Origin of the sequence: Rhizobium cauense (genome assembly GCF_019511525.1) — a bacterium.
Lineage (GTDB): Bacteria > Pseudomonadota > Alphaproteobacteria > Rhizobiales > Rhizobiaceae > Rhizobium > Rhizobium cauense.
On the sequence record NZ_JAEUAT010000011.1, the window covers coordinates 23632 to 39997 of the forward strand.

The following is a 16366-nucleotide window of genomic DNA, read 5'->3' on the forward strand; positions in this document are numbered from 1 at the left end:
CAGGCTCTTCAGAGCCAGCCTTTCCATCGGAAAAAGAAGAAGGGAATGATGGCGGACATCACCATCAGCCCAAGCGAATACGGATATCCGTGGGCAAAGTGCAGTTCCGGCATGAACTCGAAATTCATGCCATAGATGGAAGCGACCAGCGTCGGCGGCAAGAAGACGACGGACGCGATCGAGAAAATCTTGATGATCGAGTTCTGCTCGATATTGATCAGGCCAAGCGATGCATCGAGCAGGAAGGTGATATTGCCGGCGACGAACGACGCATGCTCATTGAGCGACTGGATATCGCGAGAAACAGTCTTGCACAGTTCCTTGGTATCGCGATCCTGCTGCACAGCCGGAATTGTGTAGAAGAATGTCATCAGGCGGGAGAGCGATGCCAGGCTATCCCGGACCTTGCTGACCAGGCGATGATGGCCGGCAATGTCGCGGAGCTTTTCTTCCAGATAGTTGGACGGCTTGCGGACCTTCTTGGCGCGCTCGCCGAACACATGCGTCGACAGGATGTCGATGCGGGCAACGGAAAGCTCAAGGATCTCGGCAGTCCGGTCGATCACTGTTTCGAAGAGCTTGGCAAGAAGTGCCGCGCCGCTGCGCCACTGCTGCGGCACGCGATGAAGGGCAGCGATAAAGAGCGTGAAGGACTTCGGCTGGGCGTAGCGGATGGTAACCAGTCGCTTGCCGGCGAGGATGAATGCCACATCCGTCAGCGTCGGCGCATCCGTTTCCACTTTCCAGAGGAGCGAAGCCGTCATGAAAACAGCATCGTTCTCGACGTAGAGGCGCGCGGACGGCTCGATGTCCTTGAGATCGTCGCGCGTCGGAACCTCGATGCCGAGAGCTCTCTCGACGAAGAGTTCTTCCTCTCGCGTTGGTTCGATCAGATCGATCCACATAACGTCTTCCCGCACGGCGCCTTGCGACAAATCGCCGACTTCAATCGACGTGCAATTGGAGCAGTATGCTGTAATCACCGAATGCCCTTTCGCGGCGCGCTGGCTACAAGAGCGCGCGGGACGCGGGTTCCCGATCTCAACGAAAGCGATTGAAGAAAGCGCATACTACTCCTGACACATCCGGAAATCGCCCGGATATGCAATCTGCTCAACCGCATCGCAGTCACCAATCCTTCGACCAAGATAACTCCGAACATGCAGGCGACCAGTCCCAATCGGGATGGCCATCATCGAGCATTCGCAAAAAGCCGCCCTCATGGCGACGGCGGGCCATATGACGGAAAGCTGCGAAAGAATCAAGACATCTTACGTACGCTGCGCCGTTTGAACACATTTCCTCCGCAATTGGGAGTCTAGCCGGCGCGAAGCATTCACTCGAAAACAATTGCCGGCGCTGCCCTCTGCGGCTGCCCGCCGAGCTGCTGCCAGACCTTTGCCGCGATCTCGCGATAGATACCCGCGACGATGCCGTTAGGCTCCGAGGCGACCAGCGGCGTTCCGGCGTCCGAAGTCTCCCGAATGTTGATCGTCAGCGGCACTTCGCCGAGGAAAGGCACGCCGATGCGCTCGGCCTCGTTGCGTGCCCCGCCGTGACCGAAGATATCATAGCGCGTACCGGTATCCGGCGCGATGAAATAGCTCATGTTTTCAACGATGCCGAGGACAGGAACCTCGACCTTCTTGAACATGTTCAAGCCCTTGCGGGCATCGATCAGCGCGAGGTCCTGCGGGGTCGAAACAATGACGGCGCCAGCCAGCGGCACTTGCTGCGCCATCGTCAACTGTGCGTCGCCTGTGCCGGGCGGCATGTCGACGACAAGCACGTCGAGCTCGCCCCAGGCGACCTCGCGCAGCATTTGCATCAGTGCAGACTGCACCATGGGGCCACGCCAGATCATGGCCGTTTCCTCGTCCACGAGGAAACCCATCGACATGACCTTGAGCCCATAATTCTCCATTGGATTGATGATGCGACCGTCGATCTGCGTGGGGCGGCCGGAAATCTTCAGAAGCCGGGGCATCGACGGGCCGTAGATATCGGCGTCGAGAATGCCGACACGCAGCCCGTTTGCCTGCAGACCGAGCGCAAGATTGACGGCCGTCGTGGATTTTCCCACGCCTCCCTTGCCTGATGCGACTGCGATGATGGCGTTGACCCCGGGAACGCCGAGCTTGCCGGCACGGGGCTGCTGTTGTGGTGCGTGCGAATGACCGTGATGGTCGTGCCCCGCCGATGGCTGCGGGCGGGAAACAGGCGCCGAGGCGGAGCCTGCTTTCTTGTCTGCCGTCAGCGCAACCAGCGCGCCCTTGACGCCCGGCATTTCCTTGATGACCCGTTCGGCAGCAAGACGAAGCGGCTCCAACTCTTTGGCGCTCTCAGCCGGAACGGTGATCGAGAAGTAGACCTTCCCATCGGCAATGAAGACATCGGACACCATGCCGAGCTCGACGATATCGTGCTCCAGATCGGGCCCGCGTACTGTCTTCAGTGTTTCGAGAACCTGTTCCTTGGTGACGCCCGTCATTCCATCCTCGCTGCCTATGCTGGATTCCTAGATAGAGGAGCGCCGCGCCTTCGCCAAACAAAATCGGCGGCACGGTTTCATCGCGATGGCAATTGAGGAGAATTCGAACCGGAAGGCCGTTGCGTCCACCAAGTCCGCCGGGCTTTCGCCCTGATGATCGCCCCGGCCTTCCAGGATAGTCGGTAAGTTTCGCGAATTAGCGCATACTCGGCAAAAGGCCAGCATAAAACGACATGGAAAGAACGGACGCGAGGGCATCGGGCCGCAGCGTGCCCCAAAAGCAACAACCGCCGCCGACACCAAAGCCCGATGGGCACATTGGCGTCGGCAGGCAGTATGCGGGTCGCGCCGTTTATCCGGCGTCGATACCAGGTCCCCTCTGGACCGCTGAGAACAAGGAAGCAGAAAATGTGCCAATTGGCAAACATACGCCAAAAGCCACCCGACACGGCGGCTCACCATTTGCGCTTGATGAAAATTTAGGCGTGAATGGCCGCCGAGCCCCCAATTTGAGCACCCCTTACTTTATAAGGCCGATCCGCAGAGCCTTGGCGACGGCTTGCGTTCGGTTCACCGTATCGAGCTTCTTGGTGGCTCGGTTGAGGTAGTGATTGACCGTGTGCTCCGAGAGGGTGAGAATTTCGGCGATTTCCACACTGGTCTTACCGGCTGCAGTCCAATTCAAACAATCGATCTCGCGGTCAGTCAGCGCATCGGTGATCCGGTTATCATAGCTGCGGATCTCTGCCAGCCGGTTGAAGACATGCGTTGAGAGATAATGGAGTTCGCGCATTTCCTCCGCCGTGAAGGGTTCACGGTCGCCCGAAAATGACACGGCGCCTCGACCGCCCGAAGCCTCATGGGTCGGGAAATAGGCGCAGCGCATCATTCGAAAGCGCTCGAATAGAGCCTTGACGATGCCGGCCTTTCCATCGGGCCGCTCCAACTTTGCCTGCGACAGGTCGTTGAAGAAGGGCGCGGTCGACGTCCGCAGCCGCTTCATCACCGGACTGTGGGCCACCAACCGCTCGTGATCGTAGGCCGCCAGGAGTTCGACCGGCCAACTGGAGATGACCGTGTTGCTCTGCAGATCAACTGCAGTCACGGAAGGAAGATTGAAAACCATGAAGGCACGCGAACGATAGGCTTCCGTCACTTTCTTCATGAAGCGGAAAATATCGAACTGCGTTTTCAGTCCGGCGATCTCACTAACGTGGACGTCCACGGAAGATCCTGGCTGCGATGAAGTCATTTATGTGTTCGACTCGAAAAGATGCGGTTGAGGTTGAGATAGCGCGTTCACCGTCGCTGATTTGTAGCGCCGGTGACAATTTACCAGCACATACACCCCAGGACGGGGGATTGACGAGCCTCAATTGTGATGATTCGTCAGAAAATCTCAATATTATGCTTTAGGAGGGCTTTCGCGCTCAGCCGAACCGGTCAGCGACGTGGCCCAAGCCCGATTCTCATGGCTTCCATGATCCGTTTCGCCGTCTCCTGGATTGGACCGGACCACTCCGAAAGCCGCTCCATCGTCAGCCGATAGGCAGGACCAGTGACCGAAACGCCGCCGACGAGCGACAGGTTTTCCGACCAGATCGGTGCCGCGACACACCGGATTCCGACCTCGTGTTCCTCACGATCGAACGCGTAGCCCTGCTTTCGGATGTCCTCGATCTCGGCAAGAAGCGACGCGGCTGTATGTGTATTCGCCGTGAACCGGTGGAAGACGATATCAGCCACCAAGGCTTCAACACGCTCCCTGGGCAAGATGGACAACGCCGCCTTGCCCACGCCCGTGCAGTAGACCGGCGAGGCATTGCCGATCTGCGAGTACATCCTGACTGGCTGCTGCCCCTCGACCTTGTCGAGATAGATGATCGCGGTACCGCGCAGCACGCCAAGGTGCACGGTCTCTCCGGTCAGACCCTGAAGCGCCTTGAGGTGGGGCTCGGAGACGAGGCGGAACTCATTGCGCGCCCAGCTGCGAGAGGCGAGATCCAGAAGCCGGAAGCCAGGCGAATACCGGCCATCCGCATCGATCTCGAGCAGCCCCTCTTCCACCAGATGGCTCAGCTGGCGGTGAAGCGTGCCGCGCGGCTGATCGGCGACCGCCAAGATGTCAGTAAAGCGCATGGGACCCTCGGCATGCGTCACCAGATCAAGGAGGACCATAAGTTTGCCAAGGGTGCCGGTATCGCGCTTTTCGGAAGCGCTGTCCTTTGCCACACTCATCATCGCCCCAAACCGCCTTGACAGAGATACCAGCCTAGTCGGATAATTCCACATAGTCAAATAAAGTTCCAAATAATAGAACACGCGAAACCGGGAGGAAGTGTGGTGACGGGTGTGCTTGCACAGTTTCCGGAATTCAGGGATCGCACGGTCCTGATCACAGGCGGTGGGTCAGGCATCGGGGCTGCCATCGTCGAGGGCTTTGCCCGGCAGGGTGCCAAGGTTTCCTTTCTTGATATCGCGGAAACCGAAAGCCGCGAGCTCGCCGATAGGCTGTCGCGCGACACGCTGCACCCGGTTCGCTTCCACAAGACCGACCTTCGCGACGTCAGTGCCATTCGCAACGCAGTGGATCAGGTCGTCGCTCATTCCGGTCCGATCAGCGTTCTCGTCAACAATGCCGCTCGCGACGACAGGCATGATTTCGAGGCGGTCACCGAAGAGTATTGGGACAACAATCAGGCGACGAACCTGCGCCACGTCTTCTTCACCACGCAGGCCGTCGCGCCCTCGATGCGCGCTGCCGGCGGCGGTGCCGTGATCAACATGTCGTCGATCGCCTTTCTGCTGAATATGCCGGAGTTTCCGGCCTATTCGACTGCCAAGGCGGGTGTGATCGGGCTGACAAAGAGCATGGCTGGCAAACTCGGACCCGACAACATCCGCGTGAATTGCATCCTGCCCGGGATGATCGTGACGGATCGCCAGATGAAGCTCTGGCTTACCGAGGAAGGCATTGCGCAGACTGTCCAGCGCCAGTGCATCAAGAAGGTTCTGCACGCCGACGCGATCGTCGGCCCCTGCCTGTTTCTGGCGTCCAGCTGCGCAGCAGCGATGAGCGCACAATCTCTTATAGTCGATGGAGGCATTTTCTGATGGCGGATCCCGCTTATGTCGCGGTGGATTGGGGAACGAGCAGTTTCCGGCTCTGGCTGATAGGCAAGGACAACAGCATCCTTGGCGAAAGCCGCAGCAACGAAGGCATGACGACGGCGGCGAAGACCGGCTTTGCCGAGGTTCTGGCCTCGCACCTCGAGAAGGTCAACGCGCCGGCGCATCTGCCGGTAATTGTATGCGGCATGGCGGGCGCGAAGCAGGGATGGGTCGAGGCCGGCTACATCGATGTGCCGGCGTCGCTTTCTTCGATCCTGACCGGCGCCGTGCCTGTCCCCGGCCAGAGCCGGGACGTTCGCATCCTTCCCGGCCTCGCGCAACGGGATGAGACGAGACCGGACGTCATGCGTGGTGAGGAAACGCAGCTTCTCGGTGCGCTTGGCCCGGCAAGCACCGGATCGCAGGCAGTGTGCATGCCCGGCACGCATTCGAAGTGGGTGCATGTCGAGGACGGGCTGGTCACCGGCTTCTCCAGTTTCATGACCGGCGAACTCTTCGATGCGATCTCCAAGCACACGATCCTGTCTCATGCCGTGGCTGGTGCTGAACAGGCGCCCTCCGATGACGCCGCCTTTGCGAGTGCCGTCAGGCAGGCCTACGATCATCCGGCCCTGGCGACGAACCTCTTCTTTACCGCTCGCTCGGGACAGCTGCTGCATGGCCTGACCGCCGCCGGCGCACAGGCCAGGATATCCGGCACCCTGATCGGCCTGGAAATCGCGGGCGCACTTGCCGACACGGGAACAGGCGCCAACGTTACCCTTGTTGCAGCAGGCCGATTGCAGGGCCTTTATGAAGCAGCCTTCCGAGCACTATCTCTATCTTATACTACCATCGACGCCGACGTGGCCGTCCGTGGCGGCCTTGCTGCCGCTGCCAAGGCAATCTGGCCGAATTGAGAGAGCACCAAAACCATGAACCGCATCCCCTTCCCCAGCATGAAGCGTCCGTTGATTGCCATTCTGCGTGGTATCAAGCCCGAAGAAACTGAAAGTGTTGTCGGCGCGCTGATCGAAAACGGACTGACCGCGATCGAAATTCCGCTGAACTCTCCCGAACCGTTCAAGTCGATCGAGATCGCGGCGAAGATGGCACCGGCCGATTGCCTGATCGGCGCCGGGACTGTGCTGACCACCGAGGGCGTCGACAGCCTTCACTCGGCCGGCGGCAAGCTGCTGGTGACGCCGAACGTTGAGCCTGAAGTCATCATCCTCGCCCGCAACTATGGAATGGTCACCATGCCCGGTGTATTCACGCCAACAGAAGCGCTGGCGGCAGCCCGCGCTGGCGCAACGGGGCTGAAATTTTTCCCCGCCAGCGTTCTCGGCCCCTCCGGCATCACGGCGATCCGCGCAATCCTGCCGCCGGAGCTGGTGATCGCAGCCGTTGGCGGCGTTTCGGACAAGAATTTCGCCGAATATACCAAAGCCGGCATCCATGCCTTTGGCCTCGGCACCAGCCTCTACAAGCCCGGAATGACCGCCGCAGAGGTTGCCGAGCGTGCCAAGGCGACCATTTACGCCTATGACGCAGCGGTAGGAGCTTAAGGCGTATGACGGAAATTCACGAGTTCGCAGGCAAGACACTTTGCAGTACCAACTCCGTGCTTGGCGAAGGCCCCACCTATGATCCGGACACAAACACGGTCTGGTGGTTCAATATTCTCGGCAAGGAATTGCACGAACTGAACCTTTCCACGAACGAGAAGAAAGTGCACGCGCTGCCGATGATGGCAAGCGTGCTTGCGCGCATCGATCCCGCACGCCAACTGCTTGCCACTGAACAGGGTCTCTTCGTCCGCGACATGAAGAGCGGCAACCTGACCTTCTATGCGGCGCTTGAAAGCGACAATCCTGATAACCGTTCGAACGACGGCCGCACGCACCCTTCAGGCGCGCTGTGGATCGGTACGATGAGCAAGCGGGCTGAAAACCGCGCGGGCGCCATCTATCACGTGGCTGGCGGTCGCGTGACCAAGATTTTTGACGGCATCAGCATTCCGAATTCGATCTGTTTCTCGCCGGACGGCACGATTGGTTACTTCACCGACACGCGCCTCAGCCGCCTGATGCGGGTGATGGTTGATCCGCAGACGGGCCTGCCGACCGGCGAGCCGATCGTGCTCGTGGATACCATGGATGAGCAGGGCGGCATCGACGGGTCTGTCGTCGACGCCGACGGATATATCTGGAATGCGCGCTGGGGTGCCGGCACGGTCGATCGATACAGCCCGGACGGCTTGCGCATATCGCGCTACAAGGTCCCGGCAGCGCAACCCTCCTGCCCCGCATTCATTGGACCGAACGGCGATCGTCTTGCGGTCACCACGGCATGGGAAGGACTGGATGACAACGCACGGTCCATGCAACCGCAGGCTGGATCCCTGCTTGAGCTCGAGGTCACGGTGAAGGGGATTTTCGACCCCGCCTACGTGATGTAACCCGACAGCAGTCAGAATCTCCAGGGGCGTCCTCCAAGGCGCCCTTTTTTATTTTTCGATGCATTTGATTGCTGGGAGGCCTGCAGCGTTTACGATAAAAGTTCCACGAAATTAGCAATTTTCGCGCGATTTTTTTGCGGAACCAATAGGAATCCCATTCATTTCGATAGGGAGCCGGCCAGCGAACGCCCAACCGCGAAGGAGGGCAAAGCTGGCTAGAGATCACCCATTGGACTGTAAAGGTAGGTTCGAAATGACACGCAAACTCCTCACAACCGTTGCCGCTGGTGCCCTGTTTGCCACGGCTTTCGCACCGGCGGCATTCTCGCAGAGCACAACCCAGCCGGCTGATCCGAGTGCTCCGGCTACGCAGGCGGCGCCAACCGATCCGGCAGCTCCGCCGAAGGTTCCGGATGCGACTGCTCCGGGTGATGCGGCTCAGGCTCCGGCACCGGCTACGACGACCGATACCGCACAGGCGGGCGGCTCATATCTGACCGAGCAGGCTGCCGACCAGGTAAGCGCCAATACCTATATCGGCCAGTCGGTCTATAATGGCCAGAACGAGAGCATCGGTAACGTCAACGACCTGATAATGAAGAAGGACGGCGGCTTGGTCGCTGCGATCGTCGGTGTCGGCGGCTTCCTCGGTATCGGCGAGAAGAATGTGGCCGTGCCCATGGACAAGATCACGGTCGCTCAGAACACACAGGACGGAAGCGTCAAGCTGACCACTTCCGAGACCGCTGAATCGCTGAAGGCAGCACCTGAATTCAAGACGCTGCAGATGCAATCCGCGGAAAAAGCCCCGGCCCCAGGCGCAATGGACACCACGGCCACGGGTTCAACAACGAACAAGTAAGATACTGCGCAGTGAGTACAGAGTAGCCGGTGGCGTCCGACGGGGCGCCATCGGCGTTTCTATGCGCTGACACGATCGGTCGTATCGCAGTAGTTCTCGTGCAGGAAGCGCAGCGTGGCAATGCCATCGGCGGGCTTGCCGAAGTGATAGCCCTGGCCCATGCCGCAGCCGAGCGAACGGAGCTTAACGGCCTCCGAATAGTCTTCGATGCCTTCCGCAACCACTTCGAGGTCTAGCCCCTCGCACATCGTCAGGATTGCCTTGATGATGTGCTCGGAAGCGCGATCCGAGTTGATCCGCGATACGAAGGCGCGATCGATCTTGATCTTGTCGAACATGAAATCGCGCAGGCGACCGAGGCTCGACTGGCCCGTTCCGAAATCATCCAGCGAGATGCGCACGCCTGCCTGCCGCAGATCGGCGATGATGCGGTTTGCGGTGTCGGCGGACCCCATTACCGCAGTCTCGGTGATTTCCAGTTCGAGCCGATGCGGATCGAACCCGACCCGACCGAGGATCGACAGGATGCTATTGCTCGTACCGGGATCCATCAGCTGGGCCGATGAGAGATTGAAGGAGAGGAAAAGTTCGCGCGGCCAGGAAAGTGCTGCCTCCGCCGCCTTGCGCAGCAACGCCTCTGACAGGGCGTCAATGAAACCGCGTTCCTCGGCAAGCGGGACGAAGACTCCTGGCGAGACAAAACCCAGATCGGGATCATTCCATCGCGCCAAAGCTTCGAAGCCGACCACCTGGCTGTTGGAAAGGGAGACGATCGGTTGAAAATGCACGTCGATCGCGTCGGAGATAATGGCGTTGCGCAGGGCCTGTTCGAGCTGCGTTGCGCGCTTCATTTCCTGCGCGATCTCGCGAGAATAGACCGTGATCTGCCCGCGGCCGCGCCGCTTGGAGCGGTAAAGAGCCGTTTCAGCGCTCTTCAGCAGTTCCTCGAATTCCTCGCCGGCGAATGGATAGATCGAAAAGCCGAACGATGCCGAGAGCCTAACATTGCGGTCGCCGAGATCGTATGGCGCCGACAGGACCTCGCGGATCATCTGGCCGAACTTCTCGGCGCTGGCTCGCTCGAACACGAGCGGCAGGACAAAGGCAAATTCGTCCCCATCATGACGCGTTACAAGCGCACCGTCGGGAATGCAGGCCTTCAGCCGATGGGCAACCTGACAGAGGATTTCATCGCCTGCCGATGAACCGAAGAGATCGTTGATCGGCTTGAAGGAGTCGAGATTTGCGATACCGATCGTAAAGGGTGCAGGATCGCTCGCCCGTTCCGCGGAGATCTGTGCGATCCGATCGCGCATGCGGTAGCGATTGCCGAGACCGGTCAGCGCATCGGTATAGGCCATCGTCTGAAGTTCATTCTGACTTACGGGCATCAAGGGCATTTCAGCCGACATCATCATTCAGACCCAGACTGCACCAACGCCTGGAGGATGGCGGGCAAGTCTTAAAAATTCGATAGTATAGCGTCCACTCAGAAGCCCTATTCTGTCCCCAGATTTAGGGAGTTGACCAGTCTTGTCGGTCACATGCCCGTCAGTCGCATCTCTTCCGCAAGGTACTTGTGAAAGATCGCCTGCAGAATATCCGGACTTACCGGCTTCATGATCACATCATCCATTCCAGCTTTCGCGCATTCAGCTCGGTCGCGCTCAAAGGCTTGGGTCAGGACGCCGATAATCGGCGTTCTTGAGCTGCCGCCTTCCTCGGTCTGGCGGATCAGCCGCGCTGCCTCGAAACCGTTGAGGCCTGGCAGCGATATGTCCATCAGGACGATCTTTGGCTGATGCTCGCTCCAAAGCCGAACCGCTTCATCGCCGCTCGGGGCGATTAGGTAGCGGTAGCCGAGCCCTTCGAGGATCTGCGAGAAGACGATCTGGTTGATGTCATTGTCTTCGGCAACGAGCACGTCGAGCGTCTTCACCTCCTCGACGGTCGTGATCTCCCAATCAGTGTCGATGCCGTCGGCGGTTTGGCCACGATTGCTGCGATTGAAGTGCCGGGCGATCTGGAATGTCAGTTCATTGGCTAGCTGGAAGCCGTCCATGACAAGTGCCGGGATGCCGTACTGTTCGGCCAGTTCCAGGCAGCGCATTCCAAGCTGGTTGTCGATGACGAGCAGGTCGAGCGCGATACCCGAGGAGCTGGCGATCTCAAGGAAGTGCTCTTCTTCGTCCTCTCCGCGGACCGAGCAGGCCTCGAAGCCGTACTTGGCCAGCGTCCGCAAGGCTGCTCCCTCCGCGACGACGTCAGAGGTTACCACCAGGATCTTGCGGCCCGAAAAGTTCTCCGGGACGATGGCCTCCATTGCCGCCGGTTCGCGCCGTTCACCGCTGGCGCTCATCGGAACGTAGGCGCGCCGATAGGAGCTCTTGCTTGAAGTTGTGACCGTCGATGCAAGCCGGAATTCATCGAGATCAGCGCCGTCGCGTGGCAGGTCCTGCATGGTCGAGACGAGGAAGTAGCGTCCCGGCTTACCGATGCGATGCTTGCGTGTGACGATGTCCCGTTCCACGCCGTCGCGGGAGACTTGCCGCTGGCGCGAGATCGACATTTCGCCGGTCTCGAGGACGTGTCGGTCGCTCTCCTCGAAACGCTGGGCGACCTCCGCCGAAAAGAGGTCGCCGCTCTTGCGGCCGAGCACCTCATCGACGGTCGTCTGGTACTTCTCGCAGAAGGCGATGTTGACGGCGACGTAGTTCAGATTGCGGTCCTTGACGAAGAGCGGAAACGGCAGGTTATCGAGGATGTCCTCGGTGAGCTGCACGCGCTCGAGATCGGAGCGCCACTGCTCCTCGCGTTTCTTTGCCTCGGAGATGTCCTGGATGACAGAGACGCCATAGCCGCTTGCAAGACGCCTCTTGCCGAACCGGATCCAGCGATCCGTACCGTGCCGTTCGACGGCTTCGAAACGCTCTCGCCAATGCGTGGCGATCTTCTGGGACAGCCAATCCTCACGGCTCATCGCACCCTGGTTACCGACCGACTGCGTGCGGATGCCGGTATCATAGATGGCGCCCAGATAGTCGCGCAACCGCGTACCCGGTTTCAGCATGGTCTCTGATATGGGGAAAAAGTCGAGAACCTGACGGCTCGCGAAGATTATGTGATCGGTCTTGTCATAGATGACAACGGTGGCCGCAAGGCCGTCGCAGACCGCGTCGAACAGCGCCGCCTGCAGACCTGCGTCAGCCGGCATGTCGCCACTCACAGATGATGTGTCCGCTTTTTCGAAGCCGGCACTCATTCTTACGCGTCCCACATCTGTCCGACTGAAACCCCAGTCCTCGGAAGTTGCAAAATGGCATTTTTGTCTTAAGGCGCGCTTAACGTTAAGCAGGCCGAACTAGGGCGTGCAGAACTGGCAAACAACCATGCTTTCGCCCTTCCCTCGGCCCCGCGAATCCAAGAGAATAGGCGCATGGCCATCAGACAGCTTTCAGAGACCCTCATCAACCAGATCGCGGCCGGCGAAGTCATCGAACGGCCGGCGAGCGCCGCCAAGGAGTTGATCGAGAACGCCCTCGATGCGGGCGCGACGCGCATCGAGGTTGCAACATCGGGCGGCGGCAAAAGCCTGCTGCGGGTTTCCGACAACGGCTCCGGCATGGATGGCGCCGACCTCGAACTCGCGGTGCGACGGCACTGTACCTCGAAGATATCCGACACCCTCGACGATATCCGCACGCTCGGCTTTCGCGGCGAAGCACTGCCATCGATCGGCTCGGTGGCGCGGCTCAGTATTTCCAGCCGGCGGCGGGACAGCGCAGGCGGCAGCGAGATCGCCGTCGAAGGGGGGAGGATCCGGCATGTCAGGCCATCAGCCGCCAATCCGGGCACCATCGTCGAGGTCCGCGATCTCTTCTTCGCGACCCCCGCCCGCCTGAAATTCCTCAAGACCGAGAAGGCCGAGGCTGCTGCGATCACCGAGGTCGTCAAGCGGATGGCGATTGCCTTTCCTGGCGTGCGTTTCGTCCTTTCGGGAACCGACCGCACGACGCTGGAATTGCCGGCGACGGGCGACGATCATCTGGCCCGTATGGGGCAAATCCTCGGCAAGGATTTTCGCGACAACGCCATTGAGATCGACGCCGAGCGCGAAGGCATATCGCTGACCGGCTTTACCGGCGTGCCGACCTTCAACCGCGGCAACTCCGCTCATCAATACGCCTTCGTCAACGGCCGCCCTGTGCAGGACAAGCTCATCCTGTCGGCAATCCGCGGCGCCTATGCGGAGACGATCCCCGCTGGCCGTTACCCGGTCGCCGTGCTTGCGATCAGGCTCGACCCGGCTTTGGTCGATGTCAACGTGCATCCCGCCAAATCGGATGTACGCTTCCGTGATCCGCAGCTGGTTCGTGGCCTGATTGTCGGCGCGGTGCGCGAGGCGCTGGCGCGCGACGGCAGTCGGGCTGCGACGACGGGGGCGGACGGGATGCTGCGTTCCTTCCGGCCGGGTTTCCAGCCAGGCGCTCAGCGACCGCAGCAACCATGGTCGCCCGCAACCTCGCCTTCGCGCCCTTTCCATCCGGCGGCGAACAACGCTTTCAGCGAGCGCCCTCAGGCATCGTTCGATGGGCTTGCAGCACCGACGGCGCGCAGCGATGCCGCGCCGCCGCCAACGCCGCAAGCGGCGGAGGAGCCGCCGCAGCACTATCCGTTGGGTGCCGCCCGAGCGCAAATCCATGAAAACTACATCGTGGCGCAGACGAACGATGGCCTCGTGATCGTCGACCAGCACGCGGCGCATGAGCGCCTGGTGTTCGAAGCGATGCGCAAGGCGTTGCATTCGAAGCGACTTGCCTCGCAGGTACTCCTCATTCCCGAGATCATCGATCTGCCGGAAGAGGATTGCGACCGCCTGATGCAGTTTTCGGCCGAGTTCGGCGAACTCGGGCTTGCGATCGAACGCTTCGGTCCGGGCGCCATCGCCGTGCGTGAGACGCCTGCAATGTTGGGCGAAGTGGACGCCGCGGGGCTCATCCGGCAGCTCGCCGACGAGATCGCCGAGTGGGATACTGCTTCCGGCCTGTCGGCCAAGCTCGAATACGTGGCCGCGACGATGGCCTGTCACGGATCGGTCCGTTCAGGACGGCGGCTGCGCCCGGAAGAAATGAACGCGCTCCTGCGCCAGATGGAAGTCACGCCGGGTTCCGGACAGTGCAACCACGGACGGCCGACCTATATCGAGCTTAAGCTCTCGGATATTGAACGCTTGTTCGGCCGTAGCTGAAAAAGCTGGAAAAGGCCGGCGCGGCGCGTTATGGCAAGGCTGTGACAGGCCGCAAGGAAACGGAGCACATGAATTTGTTCGAGGGAAATGGAAACCGCGAAGCGCAGATACGCTATCTCGATGCGGATTTTCAGATCCTGTCGCCGGGCTCCTATGTGGTCTGCGCGATTACCGGAAAGCAGATCCCGCTCGACGAGTTGCGCTACTGGAGCGTCGCGCGTCAGGAGCCCTATGCCGACGCCGTTACCTCGCTCGAGGCGGACAAGCGCGCTGGCGTGTTGCCCACCCAGAAACGTTGACGACCCGAAATCGCCGAGCTTTCGTAGCGCACGCTAATTCTGCCCTTCCTTCAGTCGACGGTTGCGGCAGGCGCCGATCGCGCGCTCGATGACAAGCGCCGGCGCCAGAGGATCGGCGAACGCCATCTCCACCTCGATCACACGGCATTTGGCCGCAAGCGCCTCTGCCTTGCCATGGTGGCCGGCGAGGCGCACGAAATCCTTCGAGGTGGTCACGATCTGAAGGCCGTCGCGCTCCGCCGTTGAAAGGATGTCGTCAATTTCGTCATCCGTCAGGTGCTCGTGATCGCCGAACGAGCGGCGGGCCGCAATTTGCGCCCCGGTGGATTCGACCGTGCGGAAGAATTTCGACGGGTCGGCAATGCCTGCGAAAGCCAGTACTTTCTGGCCAGAAAGATCGGCGCTGTCGCACACTTTCAGCGAGGCCGTGAAATAGGGCTTGGCGGCACGCGCGGCGATCCGAACGATATTGTCGGCGGCCTCTCCGGCGCCGACCTTCAGGAGCGCCGTCGCGTGGCGAAGCTGCTGGCGAATGGGGGCCCGCACAGGACCGCCCGGAACGATATGACCGTTTCCCAGCCCTCGCGTCGCATCAATGACCAGCAAGGCGTAGTCAATTGCCAGTCGCGCGCTCTGGAAGCCGTCATCCATGATGATGAGGTCGACGCCCTCCTTGACGAGGCGCTGTGCACCTTCGACGCGGCGGCGAGAGATCACCGTCAGGGCTTCGCGGGCGAGAAGAAGCGGTTCGTCGCCGACTGCAAGGGCGCGGTGATGCGCCGGATCGACGACCGTCGTGACATCCAGGGATCCGCCATAGCCGCGGCTCAGGAATCCTGGGGTCAACCCCTTCGCTTTGGCTGCGCGGGCGATCGTCAGCGCCGTTGGTGTCTTGCCTGCCCCGCCAACAGTGAAATTGCCGACGCAGATGACTGGCACCGGGACCGACGCTCGCTTCGCATTGGCCATGCGGTAGCCGGCAATACGCCCGTAAAGGAAGGAAATCGGATAGAGCGTCCAGGCACGCCAATCGGCTTTCGACCACCAGAAGGGTGGCGCTTCGGATACCATTTTCCCCGCCCTGCCTTTCGGACCCCGCGCGTCATGCTGACGGGTTATGTCCTCGACCGGGCGAAAAGAGAGGGTAATTTTCAAGAAAAAGCAAGCCCTTGGTCAATCAGACAAGCTGGAGGTCGGGCAGCAGGCCCTCAAGCTCGGTGATGTCATTCAGGCAATAGTCGGAGGCGGCTGCGAGCGTCTCCCGCGATCCCGTGCCTGTCAGAACAGATACCGTGACGCCGACCTTGGCGTTCCGGCCCATATGAAGGTCATGATTGTTGTCACCGACGACAGCAATCTCGGCAGGATCAAGGCCGGTCGCCGCACAGAAGCCGAGTACCATCCCGGGCTCCGGTTTCGTGCCGAAGCCGCTGTCGTACCCCGCCACGTAATCTATGAACGGAGCAAAGCCGAAACGTTGGGCGGTCTGCCTGATCGAGCGCTCGTTGTCACTTGAGGCGACGCCGAGGCGAAAGCCGCGCGCGTGCAGGCGACCAAAGAACGCCGCGAGATCGGTGACCGCGACGGAAAAATCGGCGGCGTGCGAAAAGAGGTCGTCCAGCTTGATCGTGAGCTCGATGACGTCGAGGCGCGAGCCGGCCCCGACCAACCCTTCGGCGATCTGGCGTGTATTGCCAGCAGCAAGCAGACTGTCTGGAACGATGTGGCCACTGACCGGATCCATCCCGCAGGCAAGCAACAGCTGGTCGGCAAGAGCAGGATCTCCCTCCGAAGCGATGCGCGCCAGCTCGCGATTCACCGGAAGCCAGCTCTCGTCATAATCGAGAAGCGTACCATCCTTGTCGAAGAGAATGCCCTTGATTGCCTGCATGCC

At 60.5% G+C, this 16366-nt stretch carries 15 protein-coding genes; 7 read left to right on the plus strand and 8 right to left on the minus strand.

All coding sequences use genetic code 11. The features are described 5' to 3' along the window. Positions 1 to 8: 8 nt before the first annotated feature. The 4 genes from JNB88_RS20235 to JNB88_RS20250 all read right to left on the minus strand — a co-directional run bounded on the left by JNB88_RS20235 (position 9) and on the right by JNB88_RS20250 (position 4729). Positions 9 to 983 carry a magnesium transporter CorA family protein gene (locus JNB88_RS20235; protein WP_220356996.1) on the minus strand — a complete coding sequence of 325 codons (975 nt, stop codon included), beginning with the start codon at positions 981 to 983 and terminating at the stop codon, positions 9 to 11. Between the two features lie 353 nt (positions 984 to 1336). Continuing rightward, positions 1337 to 2491 (minus strand): iron-sulfur cluster carrier protein ApbC, encoded by a 1155-nt coding sequence (gene apbC, locus JNB88_RS20240; protein WP_220356997.1) that lies wholly within the window; start codon positions 2489 to 2491, stop codon positions 1337 to 1339. Positions 2492 to 3011: 520 nt separating this feature from the next. Continuing rightward, a complete protein-coding gene (locus JNB88_RS20245; protein WP_037139569.1) occupies positions 3012 to 3743 on the minus strand; it encodes a helix-turn-helix transcriptional regulator in 732 nt (243 codons plus the stop codon). Positions 3744 to 3934: 191 nt separating this feature from the next. Beyond that, on the minus strand, positions 3935 to 4729 hold the full coding sequence (locus JNB88_RS20250; RefSeq protein ID WP_220357116.1) for an IclR family transcriptional regulator: 795 nt from the start codon (positions 4727 to 4729) through the stop codon (positions 3935 to 3937). Positions 4730 to 4834: 105 nt separating this feature from the next. On the opposite strand from JNB88_RS20250, the gene JNB88_RS20255 reads away from it, so the two are divergent. From JNB88_RS20255 to JNB88_RS20275, 5 genes are all read left to right on the plus strand, one after another. Continuing rightward, positions 4835 to 5605: an SDR family NAD(P)-dependent oxidoreductase gene (locus JNB88_RS20255; protein ID WP_220356998.1), complete on the plus strand. Its 771-nt coding sequence runs from the start codon at positions 4835 to 4837 to the stop codon at positions 5603 to 5605. Beyond that, positions 5605 to 6522 carry a 2-dehydro-3-deoxygalactonokinase gene (locus tag JNB88_RS20260; protein WP_220356999.1) on the plus strand — a complete coding sequence of 306 codons (918 nt, stop codon included), beginning with the start codon at positions 5605 to 5607 and terminating at the stop codon, positions 6520 to 6522. The genes JNB88_RS20255 and JNB88_RS20260 overlap by 1 nt, the downstream gene beginning before the upstream one ends. 15 nt (positions 6523 to 6537) lie before the next feature. Further along, entirely contained in the window at positions 6538 to 7170 is a 633-nt protein-coding gene (locus JNB88_RS20265; protein WP_220357000.1) for a 2-dehydro-3-deoxy-6-phosphogalactonate aldolase, read from the plus strand. 5 nt (positions 7171 to 7175) lie between these two features. Next, complete coding sequence (locus tag JNB88_RS20270) at positions 7176 to 8063, plus strand: SMP-30/gluconolactonase/LRE family protein (RefSeq protein ID WP_220357001.1); 888 nt, start codon at positions 7176 to 7178, stop codon at positions 8061 to 8063. Positions 8064 to 8316: 253 nt separating this feature from the next. Further along, positions 8317 to 8925, plus strand: coding sequence for a PRC-barrel domain-containing protein (locus tag JNB88_RS20275; RefSeq protein WP_220357002.1), 609 nt, complete (start codon positions 8317 to 8319; stop codon positions 8923 to 8925). 59 nt (positions 8926 to 8984) lie between these two features. Here JNB88_RS20275 and JNB88_RS20280 read toward each other — a convergent pair whose 3' ends face one another. Together JNB88_RS20280 and JNB88_RS20285 are read right to left on the minus strand one after the other, a co-directional pair. Continuing rightward, positions 8985 to 10343, minus strand: coding sequence for a putative bifunctional diguanylate cyclase/phosphodiesterase (locus JNB88_RS20280; RefSeq protein WP_037139554.1), 1359 nt, complete (start codon positions 10341 to 10343; stop codon positions 8985 to 8987). A gap of 122 nt (positions 10344 to 10465) precedes the next feature. After that, a complete protein-coding gene (locus tag JNB88_RS20285) occupies positions 10466 to 12187 on the minus strand; it encodes a response regulator (protein ID WP_220357003.1) in 1722 nt (573 codons plus the stop codon). A gap of 174 nt (positions 12188 to 12361) precedes the next feature. On the opposite strand from JNB88_RS20285, the gene mutL reads away from it, so the two are divergent. Together mutL and JNB88_RS20295 are read left to right on the plus strand one after the other, a co-directional pair. Continuing rightward, positions 12362 to 14173 carry a DNA mismatch repair endonuclease MutL gene (gene mutL / locus JNB88_RS20290; RefSeq protein ID WP_220357004.1) on the plus strand — a complete coding sequence of 604 codons (1812 nt, stop codon included), beginning with the start codon at positions 12362 to 12364 and terminating at the stop codon, positions 14171 to 14173. A gap of 68 nt (positions 14174 to 14241) precedes the next feature. Continuing rightward, positions 14242 to 14472: a DUF2093 domain-containing protein gene (locus JNB88_RS20295; protein ID WP_037139669.1), complete on the plus strand. Its 231-nt coding sequence runs from the start codon at positions 14242 to 14244 to the stop codon at positions 14470 to 14472. A gap of 33 nt (positions 14473 to 14505) precedes the next feature. Here the strand turns inward: JNB88_RS20295 and lpxK are convergent, their stop codons facing one another. Both lpxK and JNB88_RS20305 read right to left on the minus strand, forming a co-directional pair. Next, positions 14506 to 15543 (minus strand): tetraacyldisaccharide 4'-kinase, encoded by a 1038-nt coding sequence (lpxK, locus tag JNB88_RS20300; RefSeq protein ID WP_220357005.1) that lies wholly within the window; start codon positions 15541 to 15543, stop codon positions 14506 to 14508. Between the two features lie 106 nt (positions 15544 to 15649). Then, entirely contained in the window at positions 15650 to 16363 is a 714-nt protein-coding gene (locus JNB88_RS20305; RefSeq protein ID WP_220357006.1) for an HAD family hydrolase, read from the minus strand. Positions 16364 to 16366 lie beyond the last annotated feature (3 nt).

What these genes read in the sequence shown, in the direction of transcription:
- apbC (WP_220356997.1), bottom strand. Translation starts at nt 2,491, where the DNA reads ATGACGGGCGTCACCAAGGAACAGGTTCTCGAAACACTGAAGACAGTA.
- JNB88_RS20245 (WP_037139569.1), bottom strand. Translation starts at nt 3,743, where the DNA reads ATGACTTCATCGCAGCCAGGATCTTCCGTGGACGTCCACGTTAGTGAG.
- JNB88_RS20250 (WP_220357116.1), bottom strand. Translation starts at nt 4,729, where the DNA reads ATGAGTGTGGCAAAGGACAGCGCTTCCGAAAAGCGCGATACCGGCACC.
- JNB88_RS20260 (WP_220356999.1), top strand. Translation starts at nt 5,605, where the DNA reads ATGGCGGATCCCGCTTATGTCGCGGTGGATTGGGGAACGAGCAGTTTC.
- JNB88_RS20265 (WP_220357000.1), top strand. Translation starts at nt 6,538, where the DNA reads ATGAACCGCATCCCCTTCCCCAGCATGAAGCGTCCGTTGATTGCCATT.
- JNB88_RS20270 (WP_220357001.1), top strand. Translation starts at nt 7,176, where the DNA reads ATGACGGAAATTCACGAGTTCGCAGGCAAGACACTTTGCAGTACCAAC.
- JNB88_RS20275 (WP_220357002.1), top strand. Translation starts at nt 8,317, where the DNA reads ATGACACGCAAACTCCTCACAACCGTTGCCGCTGGTGCCCTGTTTGCC.
- JNB88_RS20280 (WP_037139554.1), bottom strand. Translation starts at nt 10,343, where the DNA reads ATGATGATGTCGGCTGAAATGCCCTTGATGCCCGTAAGTCAGAATGAA.
- JNB88_RS20285 (WP_220357003.1), bottom strand. Translation starts at nt 12,187, where the DNA reads ATGAGTGCCGGCTTCGAAAAAGCGGACACATCATCTGTGAGTGGCGAC.
- mutL (WP_220357004.1), top strand. Translation starts at nt 12,362, where the DNA reads ATGGCCATCAGACAGCTTTCAGAGACCCTCATCAACCAGATCGCGGCC.
- JNB88_RS20295 (WP_037139669.1), top strand. Translation starts at nt 14,242, where the DNA reads ATGAATTTGTTCGAGGGAAATGGAAACCGCGAAGCGCAGATACGCTAT.
- lpxK (WP_220357005.1), bottom strand. Translation starts at nt 15,543, where the DNA reads ATGGTATCCGAAGCGCCACCCTTCTGGTGGTCGAAAGCCGATTGGCGT.
- JNB88_RS20305 (WP_220357006.1), bottom strand. Translation starts at nt 16,363, where the DNA reads ATGCAGGCAATCAAGGGCATTCTCTTCGACAAGGATGGTACGCTTCTC.